Here is a 19,108-nt window from a genome sequence, read left to right as displayed (position 1 = left end):
TAAAAGGGCTCTGCAAAGTTGCGGGAGCGTAGGGGAGAAAGTGCAAAAGTTTTTTTGCCTGGAGGAATAACCATTACGCACCCCGCCGGGCCATGGCCTGGGCCAGCACACTGGCGGCAATGAGTTGCAGGGCGTGGTACATCATGATGGGCAGCAGGGCGATGCCGACGACGTTGGCCGGAAACAAAACCGTAACCATCACGCTGCCCTGAACCAGTGATTTTTTAGATCCACAGAACAAGGCCGTGATCCGGTCGGCGCGGTTGAAACCGAGCAGGCGGCTGACGCCATTGACCAGGCCGTAGATCAGGAAAAATAATCCGAGCATGCAGGTACCCAGAATCAGCAAATCCGAAGCCGTCAGGCTATGAAACATCCGGCGCTCGAAGGATTCGCAAAATGAGGTGTAAACGATCACCAGGATGACAATCTTATCGAAGGTGCTCAACGCTTTCTTATACCGCTCGGCCCAGGCACCCAGCCAGCGGTTGAGCAGAATGCCGAGAACAACCGGCGCAATGACCTGCAACGCCAGTTTGCCGATGACACTCGCCAGATCATAATCACCCGAACCGGTCGAAAGGAAAAGGCCCATCCACAAGGGCGTCAGAAAGACGCCGATCAGGCTGGAAATGCTGGCGTTGAAAATGGCCGCCGGAATGTTTCCGCCCGCCAGGGAAACCATCACCACCGACGACGAAACCGTTGAGGGCAAGGCGGCTACGTAGAACACTCCGAGCCACAGCAGGCGGGTTTCGGCGGTGCCAAACACCTGCATGGCCGCCCAGACCACCAGCGGAAAAACCACAAACGTGGTCAGATGGATCGTTGCGTGGAGTTGCCAGTTGCTCAGTCCCGCCCGAAGTCTGTCGCCACTGAGCCGGAGGCCGTAGAAAAAGAAAATGACCGAAACGCCCAGATTGGCCAGATTTGACAGCGAAAACGCCCCTTCCTGAATGCCGGGTGTGGGCCACAGATACGCCAGACCGATCATGCTGAGCAGGGCCAGTAAAAACCAGTCCAGACCCGCCCGGGCGGCTACCGAACGAAGGGTGGAAAATGAAAAGGAGCGGTTTCTCACAACGCGTTAGGATGGTTGAATTATTCGTAAATTACGGCCCCAAATTCCCTCTCATGATGATTCAGGTTGTTGTCCGTGCGTTAGAAATTTTAGAGTATGTGGCCAAGAAAGAGAATGACCCCACAACGCTGACGGAGCTGGCTGCGGCTGTCGGCCTGAATCAGCCCACCTGTGCAAATATTGTAAAGACTTTGGTCGATAAAAAATATTTAGATCACGTGGGCCGCAGAAAGGGCTACCGGCTGGGCGCAATGGCTTATCAACTGACTGATAATGTAGCGTATAACGAACATCTGGTGCTGGCGGCCAAAGATATCATGGAGGAGTTGACGGCCCAATTGAACGAGACCTCCCTGCTGGGAATTCTGCGCAACAACAAGCGGTTTTTGCTCCACATTGCCAACAGTGACCAGGATTTGCAGGTTCGGAGCCGTACCGAATCCGATATTTACTCGACCGCTACCGGGCGCATGCTAGTCGCATTTTTGTCCCTGAAGGAAATCGACGCCCTGATCGAAGTCATTGGATTGCCAGCCCCACCGATCTGGCCGAACATCGAAACCCGGGAGCAATTCCTGGCGGCTCTGGACGCCATTCGCCGGGAAGAGATGGTCATCACGCGTTCGCTCAAACACATTGTGGGCATTGCCGTTCCGTTGTGGAAAGGCGGGCAGGTGGTTGCCAGTCTGAGCGTGTTTTTGCCCGAAAGCCGCTACACTCCCAACCGCATCCCCGTCATTATCAACGCCGTTCGGGAAGCCGCCGGGCAGATCAACAAACGACTGGCGGGTTGAACCTGCTGTTACAGTTCCATTTGCCGCTTGAAAAATGCCCAGGCTGTCAGGTAGACATTGATGTCGTTGGGGTAATCGTGCTTACCGCCCAGCACTTTCAGCAGCGTTACTTCGGGTTTTCCTTTCTGCTTGTAGGTATATTGCTCGATGGTTTTCCCGTCGGTCGGGTCGGTATCGGGCAGACGGCTTTTCTTCGGTTTCCGGGCATAACCGGCCAGTTCCGACCAGTAATGAAACGTCCGGTCCGTCGACCGCACCATTCCCAGACTGATGCCGTTGGTTTTGACTTCCCCACCTTCGTACGGATTCGTTTGGTCTGCCGTTCCGTTTACAATCAGCACCGGAACCGCCATCCGTTTTTCGGGGCAGTCCAGGTTGTTCGTGTCGGGCAGGTTGGCGATGAGGGCGGTGATGGCCCGGAATTGTTCGGGCATCGTCAACGCCAGTTTGTAGGCCATGTGTCCACCGCCGGACGTGCCGACCGCAAAAACGCGTTTGGGGTCAATCTGGTAGTTTTTCCGGAAGTACCCGATCATCGTCTCAAAAAAAGCATTGTCGTTGATATTCTCCTGATTAGCCGCCGATTGGGCGGTTTTTCGGCACTCGTTCCAGTATTTTTTATACCCGTCGGGATACACCAGCAGGATGTTTTCAGCGGGCGCAATTTCTTCCAGTTTCTTCGCGCCATTCCGAACACCCTGGCCGTTTCCACCCGAACCGTGCAGCACAAACACCAGCGTCGCATTCGACCGGGCTGGTTTTAGAAAGTGGAAGGTTCGGGAATGACCTTCGATCGACACGGAGTCACTCACGAGCTGGCTTTTGGCCATGCCAGTCGTTAAAACGAGAACGAGAAAGGCTACCCATCGCTGCACCGGAGAAGAAAAGAAGATACTCATGGTTTGGTTTTCAGGAGTTTATGCTGAATAAAAACGTCGGCATACCGGCGACCCAGCGTTCGGGCCGAAGGCGTGTCGAAATGCGTAGAATCGCCCTTGTGCGTCAAACCGGTGGCAACGGCAAAGTATGAATTGGGGATGGTTTTGGTGGCCCGTTGCAAGGCCTCGTTGATGAGTCCGGCATTCGGATTTCGGTTCACGACAAAATTGCCCAGCGTTCCAACCACAAACGGTACCTTCGGCGCGTTCAGTTCGTTCCGTAACCGTTGCACCAGCTCCGCCAGTTTTTCGCCATAAACTGCCGTGTTGCCCGGTTTGGAATCCGACTCGCCCTGATGCCACAGAATACCGGCCAGTTGACCATTTTCAAGCGCTTTTTTAGCCCGGCGCATGGCATCGTCGTACGGATAGGATTTCGTCGGTTCGTAATAAGCTCCCGGTTTCCAGGCGTCGATACCCGAACCGCCCACCGCGCAGGGAACCAGCCCGATGTTCAGGTTGGGATCGGTTTCGGCCAGCCGTTTCGCAAAGGCCAACCCCGGCCCAACGCCGATCACCGCTGGTTTGTCGAAGTGCATCGGATCGCGGGCCGGAACCCAGGTTTGCTCTTTGGTCAGCATCCAGATGCGTGGATTGGGTTGCTGGTCTTCGGCTTCGGGAACTCCCCGACCCGCCATGTTCGACTGGCCGATGAGCAGGAAAAGTTGCAAACGGGGCGGAGCGTCCTGCCTGAACGCCAGGGCAATACCAAGAACCAGCGCGAAAAACGCGGCTTTGACGAGTGTTTTCATGGGGCTAATTTGGGATAAAACTCACAGGAGCGCCAGTTATACTGTATTTTTCGTTTAAAACGCCTATTTGTTTCCAGGCTGACGCAACAGAAAGGGTAAGGATTCGTCTGGTCGACGATCCTTACCCGGTAGCTTTTTTTGTTGATTAAGAGAGAACTAGACGTCACATTGCAGCAGGTATTTCATCCCGGCCGGATTGTTGTCGATCGTTTCAAAAACCGCCTGCGCGTCGGCCAGGGGAGAAACCTGCGTAATGAGCGCGTCGAGCGGCAGCAACCCGCTGGCGGCCAATGCAATAGCTTCTTCGAAGTCTTCGGGTTCGTAGACCCGGGCACCGATGAGCTTGAGTTCGCGCCAGAAAAACCGGAACAGATCGACGGCTTTGGGTTCGGCGTGAATGGCCACCATCACAATCCGGCCCCGCACCCGCGCCAGCGCGGTCATGGCCGTCACCCCCGCCTGTACGCCTGACACCTCGAAAACGACATCGGCCATTGCGCCAGTCGTAAACTCCTCCACGCGGGCCACCAGATCAGTTTCTTTGGGGTTCACCGTCGCCAGTTTCAGCGATTCGGCCAGTTGCAGACGCGTCGGGTTGACCTCAGAAATCAGGACGTTGGCACCTTTCTGCCGGGCGACCAGCGCGACCAGCATACCGATGGGGCCACCGCCGATGATGACGACGTTTTCCCCCGGTTTTACGTCGCCAAGCCGCACATCGTGGCAGGCCACCGCCAGCGGTTCAATCAGGGCACCGATCGTGAGTGGCAACTGGTCAGGGAGCCGGTGGAGCGTATAGGCCGGTACGTTCCAGTATTGCTGCATCCCGCCTGGCGTGTCAATGCCGATGAATTTCAGGTTCTGTCCAATGTGCCGAACGCCGTTATCGACGGGCATTTCCGGCCCCGGTTTGAGAGGGCGAACCGTCACCCGGTCGCCCGGTTGCCAGCCGGTAACGCCTTCGCCCACCGCGTCGATTTCACCCGATACCTCGTGACCGATGACCTGCGGCAGCGAAAGGCGCTGGGCCATTGCACCGTGGTAAATATGCACGTCGGTTCCGCAAACGCCACAGTAGGCCACTTTCAGACGAACCTCGCCGGGTAACACCTCTTGATAGTCAACTTCCTGTAAATCAAATGTTTTGTTTCCTGTAAAATGGAGTGCTTTCATCCTTCAATGAGTAAATGAGCGAATGTGTGAATGCCATATCGTGTCAACCAGGTATTCTCTCGAGAATCTGGAGCATGTTACCGTCGGGGTCGTAGAGGGTGCGGACTTTGCCGCCCCCGATGGCGTTGATGACCGATCCGCCCCACACGACGTTTTTGGTATCTAAAAAAGCAATGGCTTCCTCCAGATTGGCAACCCGCAGAGCCAGGTGCGACCAGCCGGGTGTCCAGGTTGTGCGTTCGGGCCGGGCAGTGTCGTCCTTGGGCATCACTTCGAGCAGCGTCCCGTCGGGGGCTTTGAGCATCCAGACCGGCTTTTCGTGGCGAAACCATTTTTCGTAGCCAAAGACCTCGCAATACCAGTCGGCCAGTTGTTCAACATCGTTAGCCGCTACGCCGGGGTGATCGATGCCGGTAATTTTCAGAGGGTTAGCCATGTGGATAGGGTCGGGTTAAGGTGTATATTTCATCGTGTTGCCGAATGGTCCACGATTGCCCCTGTCCAGAAGTTAGCGAAAGGTGGCTGGCGGTTTCGTCCAGAATTTGGAACGTCCAGTGCTGTGTTCCGTTGGTGAGCGTAAAAACCGCATCGTTCGATTGGAACTGCCATTGATCCAGGTGGAAAGCGTCATCGAGGGCGATTGCATGAACGACGGTTCGGTTCAGGGCCGGTTTTGTTTCGGTCCAGCGATACAGCAAACCGCTTCCCGGTCGTCCTTCGCCCAACTGATCGGGTTCAACGTGGTAGGCGTCGTGAACGTAGCCATAGACCGGATGGCCCGACCGGCCCGACCCCGTGTGGAATAGTTTCATGCCGGCATCATTTCGGCAAACCGTCAGCCCATTGCCCGGATTGTCTACCCGGGCCTGCCCGTCGCGGTTGTTGACGAGCCAGTTCCAGACCGTCGTAACGGGTTGCGTCGCTTCGATCCGGTCCACGACAAAAAGAACGTGGCTGCCCGCCAGCAACCAGAGCCGCGTAAACCGCTGAATGGGTGAGCCATAAGCACTTCCGACCTCCGAGCCGATGACGGAAACCGGTCCGTCGCGTTCCACCACCCGTCGCCGGTTGCCCCGGTCGATGGGTGGGCCGGGTGTTCCGTTGACGAGCAACCGCCGGGGCAGCACACTTTTCTGTTCGAGCAGGGACGCTTTCGCGAGGTCTTCCTGCAAACCCAGCGATTCACTTTCCACCAGAAACGTGCAGGTGTTGTGGGTTTGCGTGCTGCTTTCCAGCCCATGAATCAGATTTCGGTAACAGCTATGACCCGGATCGACCAACAGCCGCTCGCGGTTATGAACCAACATGAAACTGTTCAGATCGCCGTGCAGGTGGCCGGGGCCGTGCAAACCGTCGCCCCCGCCGTTGATGGCAACGACCGTGCGGCCGTCCCAGGCATCGCGCATAAACGCATGGCCGTTGCTGAACGAGGTTGTCAGGGGCAACCCGGTTTTCTGCGGGCTGATGGGTTGACTTTGGGGAATCAACAGCGGCAGGGTCAGAAATCCCCAGTCGTTCCGCATGCCGAACGTCGCCAGATCGTGTGGGCCCTGCGTCGGGCAGGGTTCGTAGTATTCCTGAAACAGCCAGCGCGCCAAACCCGCCTGCTCCGGATTGCTGGAACGGACGGCGACGTGCAGCAGCAAATCGCCCGAGGGCCGGAACAGAGCCGCCGAATCGTTGAAGTTGACGGCCCGGGCGCGCGGTTCGTCCCCCCAGTTTGCCATTGGTTTTCGGTAGAGCATACTCTGCGCCAGCAAACTCATGCCCCGGCCATAGGCGTCGATATCCAGTTGCCGGGCATAAACCGGGTATTTCCGAACCAGCGACTCGTAGGCCAGCATCAGCGCATTGGCGAGGTAGTTTCCGTATTGCAACGACTCGCCATACGAACCGTCGGGCTGGAAGGCATGGGCCATCTGTGCCAGTTCGGGCGTCAATTCATCGAGTAAGTCTTCCCGGCCCAGTGTAGCCGAAGCCACCAGCGCCCCGGATGCCAGAATGCCCCGCCAGTTGGCCAGGTGATTGTTTTTTTGCAACCACCGGCGGCATAAAACGATGCCTTTTTCGGACAAGGCTTCGCCCACTTCTTCCCATTCTGCCTCGGTGAAAACCGTTCCGGCCAGATCCAAAACCGCCGACACGCCCCAGCAAAGGTGAGCGGTTTCCAGATGACCCGTAAACGGCTGGGAATGATCCCGAAACCACGGGCCGACCCAGTCGCTGGCAGGACGGCGGGCGATGTACAGCGTCGCGCTCCGCAGCCAGTTGGCCAACTCGTCGGTAGGGGCGAGGGCATACTGCATGGCTGCGTCGGACAGGTATTCGGCCGCCGGATACCACCAACCCAGCGAGGCCCGGCCAGGTGCCGGGTTTTCGGCTTGCAAACCGGGTGTCGCCAATCGCTCCGTTACCCGTTGTTCGAGGGCGTTCCGAAACCGCTTGACGGTCGCGTCGGTGCTGGTCAGAATCGCTTCTTTTTCAGAGTCGGTCAAAAACAGACGCAGGGTGTCGACGGTTTCCATCAGAAATAGCCGCCGTTACGAACCACCTCCGTCGGGCGCATGCCGCTTTCCACCATCTCCTTGATGTTCACTTCGTTGTGGACAATGTCCTCGGCTGCCAGCAAAACATCGTAGGCAATGGCCTGCGGAACCGAAATGACGCCATCGATGTCGCCGAAAATCCAGTCGCCGGGCTGCACCACGACTTCGCCCATCAGGATCGGCTTCTGGTAGTGATACATCCGAAACCGCCCCAGCATCCCGGTGTTGGCTTTGTATTTGAAAAACACCGGAAAGTGTTGTTCCAGAATGGCTTGCGTGTCCCGAATGCCGTTGATGATGGCCCCCCGACACCCCGCGCGCAGGGCCGCCATCGTCATCACTTCGCCCCACTGCGAGGTCACGGTGTCGCCGGTGCAGTCCCAGACGACGACCGAATCCTGGTGCAGCGCTTCGAGCATTTCGGCGCGGGTTTCCATTTCGCCGTCGGTCGTAATGTCGGGCCCGCCTTTGATGGTGAAAGCCTGCCCGGCCAGCTTCATTTCTTCCCGCAAGGGCGCAAACTGCGCGGGCAGACTGCTGGCCTGCATGGTGTAGCGAAACCGTAGCACGTCGTTGACGGCTCCGGTATAGAGTTTCAGATACCGCTCCCGCATTTCGGCAATGGAAATGGGGTAAATCGACGCGGTTTTTGCCTGCTTATGTCCGTTGGATTCGATGGTGTTCATCCTGCTAAAAATTTCATGTTGTCAAAATTGATTTCCCGAATGACGACGTAGTCAGGCTGGTTGAGTACGAAGACGATGACGCGGGCGACATCCTCCACGCTCAGGAATTTTTCGCGGGCCACTTTCCGGTCGCCCCAGTAGTTGCTGTCGGTTGGGCCGGGGTTTACGTCGGTGACCTTGATGCCTTCTTTCAGCACCTGATCGGCCAGCCCGCTGCTGAGTCCGCGCGCTCCGAATTTGGAGGCACAGTAGATCGGTGCGTTTGGATTGGTGCGGTACCCAGCCATCGAAATAACCGTGACGATGTGGCCCTGTTTTTTTGGTTTCATCACCTTCAGGGCTTCGCGGTTGCACAGAAAAACGCCCCGAACGTTGGTGTTCATCATCTGTTCGTAGGTGTCGAGGTCGGTCGTCGAAAGATCCGTGGAAAGCAGCCCGATGCCGGCGTTGTTAATCAGCACATCGACCGGGCCGAAGGCGTCCGCACAAGCCGCAAAACCGGCCAGCACATCGGCTTCCTGGCTGACATCGCCCTTGAATGACCGCAGGTTTTCGTGACTGATTTCATCGGCTAGCTGGTGTGTCCGGCTGAAGTCGAACACCTTCGCTCCCTGTTCGAGGAGTTCCAGTGCGGTGGCTTTTCCAATGCCGCCGGATGCGCCGGTGATCAGGATGGTTTTGTCTTTTACGTTATTCATAATCAGTTGATTTCTTATGTTTGCTCATTCAGATTTGTAATCTGAATGGATTTCTGTTGCGGATTTGAAATCCGCAGTCGTCCGATCCGATTGATGCCAGCCTTCTCATTCAGATTTTATATCTGACTGGGCTTTGGCTGCGGATTTCAAATCCGCGACAGAGGACGATCGGGATTGCAAATCCCGATCAGCAGCCGATTGCAAATCCGAACCCGCATTCGACAAATTCCGGGTTCGGTACCACATCAGCGGGGCCAGCAACAGGCAGAGAAGACCGGCACCGCAGGCGACTCTGCCGCTGGTTTCAGACAGCGAAGGGAGACTCATCACGAGGAACAGCGACCCGGTAACCGTCAGCGCCACGGCGTACAAGCGGTTCATAACCTGCATGAAAGCCGGGTTCTCCTGTGGTTTTTCGGCTTCGGTCAGGGGGGTATTTAATCGTCGGAAAAAAGCTTCCACGCGAAGGCGGTAAGCATCGGTTTGGACGGAGGTGATGCCCGACAGCAGGAACACCAGCACGCAGGCCACAATCTCGATGAACGTCGCCCATTCCCACGAAATCTGCGGCATGGCATTCAGAATCAAACCCAAACCCATGCCGACGATCAAGGTTGCGAAGGCGCCCCAGGGCTGCGGTTTTTTCAGGACGATGCCCAGTACCAGCGGCAGCGTCATCGGAATGGCAAACAAGCCCGTAAACAGTTTGTTGGCTTCAAACGCCCCGCCAAACCCGCCGACGTACAGTGCCCCAATCGTGATGAGCGAGCCCAGTACCACGGTCATCATACGACCGACCCAGAGCATTTCCCTGTCGGCGGCTTTCGGATTGAACAGCCGCTGGTAAATGTCGCGGGTCAGCACGCCCGCCGTCACGTTGTATTCGCCACTCAAAACCGACATCGTAGCCGCAAACATGGCCGCCACCATCAGTCCCATGATGCCTTCCGGCAACAGTTTCAGACACACACTGACGTAGGCCATTTCCGGATTTTCCAGGTTGGGAATCAGTGCTTTGGCAGCAATGGAGGGGAATAGGAAAATGATCGGAAACAGGAAAAAGAAAACCGCCGTCAGCATCCCCTGTTTCTGGCTGGCCCGCTCGTCGCGGACGCTGTAAAACCGCTGGATGAACGTCCAGTTGCCGCTGTATTTCACCAGAATCATGAGGTAATACACCATCAGGTAGAGTGGCATGCCTTTCGGGCCGTTGAACCAGGTAAAATGTTCCGGAATCGTCGCCATCATCTTGGGCAATCCTCCGGCGGCCTGAATGGTCAGTGGTACCAGAATCAGCGTGGCCACGATGAGGATAATGAACTGAACGACGTCCGTGACGACGACCGCCCACAACCCGCCGACCACCGTGTACAGCGCGACGATGATCCCACAAACCAGAATCGAGGTTTCCAGTGAAAGCGAGGTGGCGGCTTTGACAAACAGGCCGAGGGCGTAGAGCCGCACCATGTTGTCGAGGATTTTGAAAAACACGCCCATCCACGAAAACACCTGCCGAACCGGCGCGTTAAACCGGGTTTCGAGGTATTCCAGGGGCGTCAGAACCCCCGCCCGGCGCCAGCGTTTGGCAAAAATGGCAACGCCGACCAGCGCGGGCAACACCGTACTCCAGATCAGCGTCAGGGCCACAAAACCGTGTTGGTAGGCAATCCCGGCGTAGGCCACAAAAATGAATGTGCTGAACTTCGTCATGAAATTGCTGATCGCCCCCGACACCCACGGAATCGCGTTGCCGCCCTTGAAATAATCACTGATGTTTTTGACGAATTTGCCCAGAAACAGCCCGATGCCCGCCATCAGCAGCATGTAAATGGCAATGGCCCAGTAGTCTAGTTGTTGAAGGGTTTGCACGGTTAGTTGGGTTTAGGGATTTTGGGTGAATTTCGAACGTTTTTCAGTTGCACCAATTCCGGCACAGTCGGGCTGGCTTTGGCTTTCAAACCGTTGATTTCCAGCACATCGACATCATCGGCGACAATCGCCGGGCGGTTTTCTTCGTCCACATAATCAAGTGTAAGATTTTCGAGGGTAATGTTTTTTCCGTGCCGGATGTAAAAACCGTAGGCCGGCAAACGCCCGAACATTTCACCACGCGGGTAGGCTTCGGTTTTTTCGGGAACCACCTCATTGACCGCTGGTGGCTTGATTGGAACGGGTGTTCGGCGGTCATCGTCGCCCAGCAATGGTTTGTTGCTGCCGTCGAACGTGAGCCTGATTTGCCGGAGCGCGATGTTTTCAATCGGAAAACCCGGAATGCCGGTAATCGAACAGCCGTAGCCGCCAATGCGGGTTCCCTGCACATTTTCGATCAGCACATCTTTCAGGATGCCGGTATTGATTTTGGCATTTTTCCGATACGGGCGGTTTCGGGCACCCAGCCGGATGAAAATGGCCGTCCCCTTGATGTTGCGCACCGAGATGTTGGCGATGTTGATGCGTTCAATGCGCGCGCCGTCCACCGTCATGAGGCTGATGGCATCGACCCGCGTGTCGAAAACTGTGCAGTTCTGAACGCTGATGTCTTCGAAAAAACCGCTCGTTTCGGTGCCGATCTTGATGCCCGACGCGTTGGAACTGACCGTGCAATTGGTGATGGTAATGTCGCGGCAGCCTTCGCCGGGCGACAGACTTTTGAGGCAAATGGCGTCGTCTCCGCTGTTGATCAGGCAGTTGGAGACCCGGACAAGCTGGCAGTCGACCAGGTCCATGCCGTCGGTGTTGCGACCTTTTGCGTCGGCATGCCGGAATTTTTCAATGTCTTTGTTCTCGCGGCTATCCACCGTAATGCCGTCGATCACCAGGTTTTTGCAGGACTGATAAAACTGCACCCACGAACCCGAATTGTAGAGTGTCACCCCCCGAACCTGCACATCCTCGCAATTCCGGAAGTGCAGAATCCGGGGGCGACCGCTGAAGGAGGGGGAGAGGTACGGCCCGTTGAAATCATCCCCGCGTCCGTCGATGGTTCCGCTTCCGGCAATGGAAATATTCCGGGCATCTTCGGCGTAGATGAACATTTTTTCGGTCACCAGCTCACCGCCATACGCCGGGTATTTCGACGCCGTGCTCGGATAATCGTCGACATTCGCGCTTCCCAAAAGTGTCGCCCCGGCTTCCACATACAGCGTCACGTGGCTTTTCAGGTAAATCGTCCCGGATAAAAACCGCCCGTTGTGCAGATACACCTTGCCACCCCCGGCCGCGTGGCAGCGGTCAATGGCGGTCTGGATGGCCTTCGTATCCATCGTTTTGCCGTCCCCTTTCGCCCCAAACGCCAGAACATCCCAGACGCCGGTGGTTTTCTGGGAAAAACCGGTCGTTGCGAACGCCAGAAAGAGCAGCATGATTTTGAAGAAGCCCTGCATTGTGTATAATCCGTTTTGGGAATTCACTGAATCGTTCCGTATTCTTTGATGGTGGCTTTCAGCGCCGGTTTTTCAAAACTAAACGCTTGTTTTGCTTCCCCCAACTGGTTGTTGTTCAGGACAATGGCGGCTGACTGGTCACCGTACACCGACAGGAAAGAACCGACCGGTGCTGTGGGCCGGGAGTCGGCAATGGTAACTTTTCGGGCATTGACCACCCGGATAAATTCCGGCGTCTGGGCCACTGTTTGCGCTTTCAGGCCCCGAATTTCTACCTCCTCCACGCTGTCGATCACCAACGCGGGCCGGTGATCCGGTTTGGCAAAGCGCAGGTGGATCTGGCCGAATGTGCTGTTTTTGACGTGTCGGACGTAAAAACCGTACGCGGGCAGAGTAGGGCCAAACATCGTTCCGACGGGATAGGCATCGACCTTTTCCGGCACCGGAGCGTCTGGTTTTACGTCCGTAATCCCACCCTCAAATTCAAAATTGATCGATCGGATTTGCACATTTTCAAGCGGATAGTCGGCCAGTCCGGTGATCGAACACCCCAGCGACGCGAGCCGGCTTCCCTGAATGTTCTCGATGATGATGTCTTTCAGAACCGGTTTGTTGACCGTGCCCGGTTGGCCGAATTTCTTATTGCGGGTGTTGAGCCGGATGAAGAGCGCCGACCGTTTGATGTTTCGCAGCGTAATGTTCGAAATCGTGACCCGTTCGATCCGCGCCCCGTCGACGGTCATGATGGCCAGCCCTTCGCCAAAGGTGTCGAAAACCGTGCAGTTCTGGATCGTAATGTCCTCGAAAGCCCCGGCGGTTTCGGTGCCGATTTTGATGCCGCTGGCTCCGCAACTGACGATGCAGTTGGAAATGGTAATGTTCCGGCAGCCGCGGTCCGGCGAAAAACTCTTGAGGCAAATCCCGTCGTCACCACTGCTGATCAGGCAGTTGGCAATGCGCACCTGCTCGCAATCGACCACGTCCAGGCCATCCGTGTTGCGGTGACGAACGGCGTGTTCCCGGTTTGGATTCTCGACGTCCTTGTTCTCCCGGGTGTCGACGGTGATCCCATCGATCACCAGATTTTTACACGCCTGATAGGTCTGTAGCCAGGAGGCCGCATTGCGCAGCGTCAGGTTTCGGACCTGAACATTCTCGCAACCGCGCAGGTGGATGATGCGGGGGCGGTATTTGAACGAGGGCCGTACATACGGATCGGTCAGCTTGCGGTTATCGATCAAATCGCCCCGGCCGTCGATGGTTCCGCGCCCTTCAATCGTCACATTCTGGACGTTTTCGGCGTAAATAAATGCTTTGCTGGTCAACGGATGTTCGTCGTAGGTGGGGTATTCTGACGCCTGATCCGGGTAATCCGTCGCCTTTTCGCTGCCCAATAAAACTGCCCCGGCTTCCACATACAGCGTCACGTGGCTTTTCAGATAGATCGTCCCGGATAAAAACCGCCCGTTGTGCAGATACACCTTGCCACCCCCAGCCATGTGGCAACGGTCGATGGCGGTTTGAATGGCCTTCGTATCCATCGTTTTGCCGTCGCCTTTCGCGCCCGTGTCGAAAACATCCCACACCCCCGGCGGTTTTTGAGCCGAACCGGTGGTTACAAAGACCAGACAGAGCAGAAGGATTTTTAAAAACGAATTCATTTTCAGGCGGTTTAGGAATAATCAGGCTCGGTTATGGTTTCCCTGGTTGAACCGGGGTCTACAAAATGGGTCATCCCTACGGGATTTTGACCCTGTCTTGTTCGTTTTCCCCGGTTGAACCGGGGTCTACAAAATGGATCACCCCTACGGGATTTTGACCCTGTCTCGTTCGTTCCTCCGGTTTTGACCGGGGCCTACAAAATGGGTCATCCCTACGGGATTTTGACCCTGTCTCGTTCGTTTTCCCCCGGTTGAACCGGGGTCTACAAAATGGGTCATCCCTACGGGATTTTCGGATTTAACAATCCCGTAGGGATGACCCATCTTGTAGAAAGGTTTAATGGCCCCCATGTACCCAATCCCGTAGGGATGACCCATTTAATGCCCAAGAATCATTCATTTTTGAAATCCAATGAACCGTGTAATTGCCGGAATTTTAACCGATTGGCATTACACCACCTTACTCTTTTCCATAATCAACATCGGGTAATCCTGCAAAGGCAATTGCCGGAAAAGCTGAGCCTCCGACCCGACGCGGTATTTGTCGTTGTCGAAGAGCTTTTCCTGCCCCGTTAATTCGAGAATGTCGCCCGTAATCAAGTCCACCAGAACCGGTTCCTGAAACCCCGGGCCTTCCCAGTCCCAATGATACAGGTGGATGCTGTCGGCAGGCTTACTGTCGGCGGCTTTCTCGCCCGACCAGTAGGCCAGCACCGGGCCGTTGTCGGTATTCAAAACCGTTGAACAGATTCCCGAAAGACTCTTCTTGGTGCCATCGCCGAAAAGCTGGTAGTCTTTCTCCGCAACCGGCTCTTTCCCCGACACCGCATGAATGATGGAGCCGCGGGTATGGACATCACCGTGAACCAGACTCCCCAAATGTTGCAGCGCTTTATAGGCAATCTTGGGTTTGATTTCCGGTTTTTGCCGTAAAATTCCCTTGTAATTCACTTTGCCGGAACCCTTCGGATAATCGTGCAGATCGACGATCAGAAACCACAACGTCATCGGTAAATCCAGGGAGCAATCGGTCAGCAACCGTCGGAGCATGATTTTGGCCTGAATGGCTTCCGTCCACGGCCCTTCGCCCGGAAAACCAGTGCTGTTGGGGTCGGATGGAAAACCGTTTTCGCCCTGCCAGATTTTGATTTTGGGGTTGTAATGATCGACCAGTTTGCGCAACGCCAGCGTCCGTTCCGAGTAACTTTCGGGAATGGTGGTGTAGGGGTGGAATGAAAAAATGTCGATCAGATCGGCGAGACCGGCTTCGAAAAGCTCCCGGATGAATTTGGCGGGCATCCGCGAAACCACCCCGCCGACGATGACGGCATCGGGGCAGTTCTTCCGGATAATCGGCGCGGTTTCCCGGACCAGTTGTACGTATTTTTTGGCATTGGGTTTATCAGGCGCCCAGAAACCGCCCAGATTGGGTTCGTTCCAGATTTCGTAATGCTTGATTTTATCCTTATAGCGTTTGGTCAGAGCAGTTACATACCGTTTCCAGGCTTCATTGGCCACCGGAATATCCAGTGGATGGTGGCCCACCTCGCCAGTCGTATAATTCGTATTGCCGTATCCAACATTGAAAAATGGCTTCACACCCCGGCTGACCAGCCCATCGACGCTTTCGTCGAGCCAGGCCCAGTCGTACTTCCCTTTTTCGCGTTCTACGCGGCCCCAGCCGGTTTGCAAGCGCCCCCATTTCACCGGCAGGTTATCGATCCACGGATACACTTCCTTCGGTTTCCACAAGTCCCGGTCCAGCGTTTCGCAGCCAATGCCGAACGGCGAACTCGTGATCTCCGACGGTTTTTTCAACCGAACCGAACCGAGTTTTTTGAGCGGGTTGGCGGGTTCAGAAACCACCGAAACCGGTTCTGAATCCATTTTCAGGGATGTCGTAAACGGCAGAATGGATAGTATTTTCAGGAAATTCCGGCGGTTATTTTCCATAATCAGGTTGGGTTTAGGATTGCATTAACTCTGCCCTTTAAGGGATTTAGGGGTGATAGCTCAGCGGCTCGTTGAACACATTGCAAACGTGCAGCGAATGGCTGTTGAAATGATAGGGGCCTTCGTAACCGGTATCGCCGAGGAAGTGGCTGACCAGCGCAATCGAAAGCGGGTAAAACCAGGACCCCAGCATGATGTGCGTGCGGTTCGGGTCTTCATCCCGCAACTCCGCCGAGGCCGTGGTTTCGCCTTCTTTCCAGATCCAGTGCGGGCGCGGCACCCAGTCGGTGGGTTTGCTGTCCCGGCGGTGCAACAGCCAGCCAACGCCGTCGGCGCTTTCGTGTTGCAGGGCGTGGGCCAGATACCGTCGGCAGGCGGCTTCGACATCGTCGCGCCGGTAGTCGGTCAGGGCCATCAGGTTCACCAGTTGGTAGGCGCCGTCGAAATCGGGGCAGTCGGAACCGCCGGGCCAGAACGAGCCGTCGGGCAACTGACACGCCAGGGTCGAATCGACGGAGCGTTCGAGGTGGCGCAGCGGCCAGCCCAGGGCAAAGTAAATCGGGACGACGTGGATGGTTCCGAACAACCCATTGGCCGGGTCGGCGCCCAGTTGCGTTCCCCAGTAGCCGGTTTTCGGGTCCTGCAATTCTTCCAGCGCCGGAAAAACCGCCTTTTCCATCAACGAATCTACTTCCGACGCGCCGAACCAATCGCGCAGGGCGAATAAAGCCGTTGCCGCTGCCAGTACCTGATTCCCAGCCGCCCACGAATTGCGCCAGTCGTAATGTTTCACCCAGCGATACAGCCGGTCGGCGTCGAGCAGGGGATCCAGAAACCGCAGTTCGCGTTCGGGCTGGCGGTTCAGCATCCGCAAGGCCCAGATGTTACCGCGCGTGTAGTGCCAGACCGGTTCCAGTTCGTCCAGCGTCCGGATGCGCCCGAACTCGGCGGGTTTGCCCGAAAAATACCCCTGTTCGGTTTGGCGACCCTGGAATTGTCTGGCCCAAATGTCAAGATCAGCCGCCGGGCGGTTTTGCAATTCGCCGAACAGATCGAGGACGTGGGCGGCATGGTAGGAACCGTAAAAACTTTCGCCTTCGCCCCGTTCCTTGCGGTAGACGCCGGGCGTGTTGCCAATTTTCATGGCATCGACAAAACGCAGTGCCGATTGTTTAATTCGTTGATAGCCTGGTGTTTCTGTCATGACATTGGTCTTATTTTATGAGTGTTAAAGTCGCCTGGTCAGCAATCAAAACCGGATAATCCGGCACTGGAATGGCCGTAAACGTGTAGCTGTCGCCCGATTTCTTCCATTGGTTTTTCGGGATTTCGAACACTTTACCAGACACGAGATCGACAAAAACCGGCTGGTCGAATTTTCCCTTGATGGTCACATCGGTGGGTTTTGGTTCATAGGTTTCGGCGGGCCGGGCTTCGGCACTCCAGAGCGTGACGAGGCTCCCGCTGTTTTTGCGCTGGCGGTATTGAAACGCCGAAACCGTGGCCTGACTGACGGTTGGTTTGGCCTGATCGAGTAGCTCAAGCTGGTCGTCAAAGGTTGAAAAAACGTGCTGGGCGGCTTTGTAGGCCAGCTTGGGCCGTTCGATGGTTTTGTCGGGATTCGTTTTCAGCAAACCTTTCGTGTTGACGCCCGTCATGTGGTCACCGGCGGCATAGTGAATGTCGCTGATTGTGAAGAGGTTGGTGGCAATGCCGCGTCCGTGGTCGGCCAGCATCCGGCGCAAATCCCACTTGGCCTGGCTTAGTTCGGTCCAGTCGTATTGCCGCAAAGCCCCAATCGTGACCGCGCTGGCGGTTGAAGGTGCCCCGTTTTCGCCCTGCATGAAGGTGATTTTTGGGCGGCCGGCGCTCCGGTTGTAGCTCCAGACCAGTTTCCGCATCTCTTCGATCTTGGGATACGAGGTGTCGGGGTTCGGCGCGTAGCCGTGGTACGTTAGAATATCGACCAGATCGAGCGCATTTTCTTTCTTCAAATGATCGAGGAACGGGCGCATGAAGGCCGTTGCCGGAACCCCGGCGACGCCGAGGGCAATCAGTTTGGCGTTGGGCTGAATGGCCTTCACCAGTTTGGCCGTGCGGATGTAGAAAACCGCTACTTCTTCGCCGGTATTCAGCTTGTTGAGGTCGGGTTCGTTCCAGATTTCCCACTCCGTCACCTGGTTTTTATAGCGGTTTACCATCGCCCGAACCCAGTTGTCCCAGGCCGTCAGCGCTTCCTCCGAGGTGGGAATCCGCCCGCCCAGTTTGGGTTCGCCACCACCGGGATAAATCGGATTGCCGTATGACAGCTCCACCCAGGGCGAAACACCCCGCGAATAGGCATCGGGAATGACGGCGTCGAGCCAGGCAAAATCGTACTGGCCTTTCACTTTTTCGCACTTCGACCAGCCGCCCTGCAACCGGATTCGTTTAGCCCCCAGCGGCCCGAGGTAGTGTCGGTACGATTGGTAGTCGGTATAGTCCCGGTCGAGGGTTTCGCCCCCGATGGACCAGGTCGACGACTTGATTTCTTTGGTGGAACGCGGCCGAAGCTGCGCCACTTCCCGGAAACCTTTTGGCGCTGAAACCGTTAGGCCGGGTGCCGGATTTTGGGCCGCTGCTGTTGGTAGCTCGACCGAAAAAAGGCTGATTGACAGAAGGAAAGGGCTTAGGAATTTCATTTTCTTTTCAGGATTAGGGAACGATTGGCCTGTAAATACCCGGCAATGTATGCGGCCTGTAACTGCATCGCCGAGTCGTCGTAATGCACGTGATCGACAAAATGCTCACTACCCAAACTTCGCGTAAAGGTGTACAGATCGATGACCGGAACGGCGTGTTTCTGCATCACTTCGTCTGCAATCCGGTTGTAGTCATCCAGATCGCGGGCGTACCGTTTGAAGGCTTTCGAGCGGGTGTTGTGCCGTTCGTCTTCCACGGAGGTGGTCCGCATCCAGACCAGCCGGATGTTGCGTTTTTTCAGAAGTTGGTAAATGGCTTCCAGGTTTTTCCGGTAACTGGCCGAATCGACCTGAATGGCGTTCGTTTCCGGGAGCCGTTTGATGTCGTGCAAACCGCAGTTCAGCAGCAGCACATCCGGCTGGAAGGTTTTGTCGGGAGCTTTCAGTTTCAAATATTCGAGCACCATGCGCGAGTCGCCCCCGTTGGCGCCCACCGGCACATCCAGGTTTTTGGCCGCCTGTCCGTCGTCGCTTTTTCGGTCATATTGCCAAACGCCCTGGACATATTTTTCCAGAAACGGACCATACCGCATCGAAATGCTGTCGCCGATGACGTACAGTTTCGGCAGGGACGGGGCCGCGCCGATCAAGAGAAAAATTGCGAAGACTGCCAGGTGTTTCATGTCTCAAGGGGATTAGGTGTTTGGGGTTGGATGAGTGAATTCGGGCGAACTCGTTCTTCTCCTAAAAGCCAAATGGAAC

Annotated in this window: 16 protein-coding genes; 1 reads left to right on the top strand and 15 read right to left on the bottom strand. The window is 56.0% G+C overall.

Features of this window, described 5'->3' with window-relative positions:
* Window positions 1-73 precede the first annotated feature (73 nt).
* On the bottom strand, window positions 74-1,081 hold the full coding sequence (locus ACO064_RS05155; protein WP_421826327.1) for a bile acid:sodium symporter family protein: 1,008 nt from the start codon (window positions 1,079-1,081) through the stop codon (window positions 74-76).
* Between the two features lie 53 nt (window positions 1,082-1,134).
* On the opposite strand from ACO064_RS05155, the gene ACO064_RS05150 reads away from it, so the two are divergent.
* On the top strand, window positions 1,135-1,875 hold the full coding sequence (locus tag ACO064_RS05150) for an IclR family transcriptional regulator (protein WP_421826326.1): 741 nt from the start codon (window positions 1,135-1,137) through the stop codon (window positions 1,873-1,875).
* A gap of 8 nt (window positions 1,876-1,883) precedes the next feature.
* On the opposite strand, the gene ACO064_RS05145 is transcribed toward ACO064_RS05150, so the two are convergent.
* From ACO064_RS05145 to ACO064_RS05080, 14 genes are all read right to left on the bottom strand, one after another.
* The gene (locus tag ACO064_RS05145; RefSeq protein ID WP_421830993.1) at window positions 1,884-2,705 is read right to left on the bottom strand and encodes an alpha/beta hydrolase family esterase; all 822 of its coding nucleotides are present in this window, start codon (window positions 2,703-2,705) and stop codon (window positions 1,884-1,886) included.
* A 65-nt stretch (window positions 2,706-2,770) separates the two neighbouring features.
* The gene (locus ACO064_RS05140; protein ID WP_421826325.1) at window positions 2,771-3,565 is read right to left on the bottom strand and encodes a sialate O-acetylesterase; all 795 of its coding nucleotides are present in this window, start codon (window positions 3,563-3,565) and stop codon (window positions 2,771-2,773) included.
* A 156-nt stretch (window positions 3,566-3,721) separates the two neighbouring features.
* On the bottom strand, window positions 3,722-4,738 hold the full coding sequence (locus ACO064_RS05135) for a zinc-dependent alcohol dehydrogenase (protein WP_421826324.1): 1,017 nt from the start codon (window positions 4,736-4,738) through the stop codon (window positions 3,722-3,724).
* A gap of 43 nt (window positions 4,739-4,781) precedes the next feature.
* A complete protein-coding gene (locus ACO064_RS05130; RefSeq protein WP_421826323.1) occupies window positions 4,782-5,174 on the bottom strand; it encodes a VOC family protein in 393 nt (130 codons plus the stop codon).
* Entirely contained in the window at window positions 5,167-7,263 is a 2,097-nt protein-coding gene (locus tag ACO064_RS05125) for a heparinase II/III domain-containing protein (protein ID WP_421826322.1), read from the bottom strand. The genes ACO064_RS05130 and ACO064_RS05125 overlap by 8 nt, the downstream gene beginning before the upstream one ends.
* Entirely contained in the window at window positions 7,263-7,970 is a 708-nt protein-coding gene (locus tag ACO064_RS05120; RefSeq protein ID WP_421826321.1) for an RraA family protein, read from the bottom strand. The genes ACO064_RS05125 and ACO064_RS05120 overlap by 1 nt, the downstream gene beginning before the upstream one ends.
* Window positions 7,967-8,668: an SDR family oxidoreductase gene (locus tag ACO064_RS05115; protein WP_421826320.1), complete on the bottom strand. Its 702-nt coding sequence runs from the start codon at window positions 8,666-8,668 to the stop codon at window positions 7,967-7,969. Before ACO064_RS05115 ends, ACO064_RS05120 begins: the two co-directional genes overlap by 4 nt.
* Window positions 8,669-8,773: 105 nt before the next feature.
* Window positions 8,774-10,537 carry a sodium:solute symporter family protein gene (locus tag ACO064_RS05110; protein WP_421826319.1) on the bottom strand — a complete coding sequence of 588 codons (1,764 nt, stop codon included), beginning with the start codon at window positions 10,535-10,537 and terminating at the stop codon, window positions 8,774-8,776.
* A 2-nt stretch (window positions 10,538-10,539) separates the two neighbouring features.
* Window positions 10,540-12,051 (bottom strand): glycoside hydrolase family 28 protein, encoded by a 1,512-nt coding sequence (locus ACO064_RS05105; RefSeq protein ID WP_421826318.1) that lies wholly within the window; start codon window positions 12,049-12,051, stop codon window positions 10,540-10,542.
* A gap of 23 nt (window positions 12,052-12,074) precedes the next feature.
* Window positions 12,075-13,712, bottom strand: a complete 1,638-nt coding sequence (locus ACO064_RS05100) for a glycoside hydrolase family 28 protein (RefSeq protein WP_421826317.1) — start codon at window positions 13,710-13,712, stop codon at window positions 12,075-12,077.
* Between the two features lie 450 nt (window positions 13,713-14,162).
* Complete coding sequence (locus ACO064_RS05095) at window positions 14,163-15,665, bottom strand: GH39 family glycosyl hydrolase (RefSeq protein ID WP_421826316.1); 1,503 nt, start codon at window positions 15,663-15,665, stop codon at window positions 14,163-14,165.
* A 46-nt stretch (window positions 15,666-15,711) separates the two neighbouring features.
* Complete coding sequence (locus tag ACO064_RS05090) at window positions 15,712-16,869, bottom strand: hypothetical protein (protein WP_421826315.1); 1,158 nt, start codon at window positions 16,867-16,869, stop codon at window positions 15,712-15,714.
* A 10-nt stretch (window positions 16,870-16,879) separates the two neighbouring features.
* A complete protein-coding gene (locus tag ACO064_RS05085; protein ID WP_421826314.1) occupies window positions 16,880-18,346 on the bottom strand; it encodes a GH39 family glycosyl hydrolase in 1,467 nt (488 codons plus the stop codon).
* Window positions 18,343-19,029, bottom strand: a complete 687-nt coding sequence (locus ACO064_RS05080) for an SGNH/GDSL hydrolase family protein (RefSeq protein WP_421826313.1) — start codon at window positions 19,027-19,029, stop codon at window positions 18,343-18,345. Before ACO064_RS05080 ends, ACO064_RS05085 begins: the two co-directional genes overlap by 4 nt.
* Between the last annotated feature and the right edge of the window lie 79 nt (window positions 19,030-19,108).

Origin of the sequence: Larkinella sp., from assembly GCF_965227735.1 — a bacterium.
In the GTDB taxonomy this organism is placed as follows: Bacteria; Bacteroidota; Bacteroidia; order Cytophagales; family Spirosomataceae; genus Larkinella.
The sequence above is the reverse complement of the archived record's forward strand: the minus strand, read 5'-3'. Positions and strand labels throughout refer to the sequence as shown.

Excerpts from the sequence above, each read along its gene's own strand:
- ACO064_RS05150 (WP_421826326.1), top strand. The coding sequence starts at position 1,135 with ATGATGATTCAGGTTGTTGTCCGTGCGTTAGAAATTTTAGAGTATGTG.
- ACO064_RS05145 (WP_421830993.1), bottom strand. The coding sequence starts at position 2,705 with ATGGCCAAAAGCCAGCTCGTGAGTGACTCCGTGTCGATCGAAGGTCAT.
- ACO064_RS05140 (WP_421826325.1), bottom strand. The coding sequence starts at position 3,565 with ATGAAAACACTCGTCAAAGCCGCGTTTTTCGCGCTGGTTCTTGGTATT.
- ACO064_RS05135 (WP_421826324.1), bottom strand. The coding sequence starts at position 4,738 with ATGAAAGCACTCCATTTTACAGGAAACAAAACATTTGATTTACAGGAA.
- ACO064_RS05130 (WP_421826323.1), bottom strand. The coding sequence starts at position 5,174 with ATGGCTAACCCTCTGAAAATTACCGGCATCGATCACCCCGGCGTAGCG.
- ACO064_RS05125 (WP_421826322.1), bottom strand. The coding sequence starts at position 7,263 with ATGGAAACCGTCGACACCCTGCGTCTGTTTTTGACCGACTCTGAAAAA.
- ACO064_RS05120 (WP_421826321.1), bottom strand. The coding sequence starts at position 7,970 with ATGAACACCATCGAATCCAACGGACATAAGCAGGCAAAAACCGCGTCG.
- ACO064_RS05115 (WP_421826320.1), bottom strand. The coding sequence starts at position 8,668 with ATGAATAACGTAAAAGACAAAACCATCCTGATCACCGGCGCATCCGGC.
- ACO064_RS05105 (WP_421826318.1), bottom strand. The coding sequence starts at position 12,051 with ATGCAGGGCTTCTTCAAAATCATGCTGCTCTTTCTGGCGTTCGCAACG.
- ACO064_RS05100 (WP_421826317.1), bottom strand. The coding sequence starts at position 13,712 with ATGAATTCGTTTTTAAAAATCCTTCTGCTCTGTCTGGTCTTTGTAACC.
- ACO064_RS05095 (WP_421826316.1), bottom strand. The coding sequence starts at position 15,665 with ATGGAAAATAACCGCCGGAATTTCCTGAAAATACTATCCATTCTGCCG.
- ACO064_RS05090 (WP_421826315.1), bottom strand. The coding sequence starts at position 16,869 with ATGACAGAAACACCAGGCTATCAACGAATTAAACAATCGGCACTGCGT.
- ACO064_RS05085 (WP_421826314.1), bottom strand. The coding sequence starts at position 18,346 with ATGAAATTCCTAAGCCCTTTCCTTCTGTCAATCAGCCTTTTTTCGGTC.
- ACO064_RS05080 (WP_421826313.1), bottom strand. The coding sequence starts at position 19,029 with ATGAAACACCTGGCAGTCTTCGCAATTTTTCTCTTGATCGGCGCGGCC.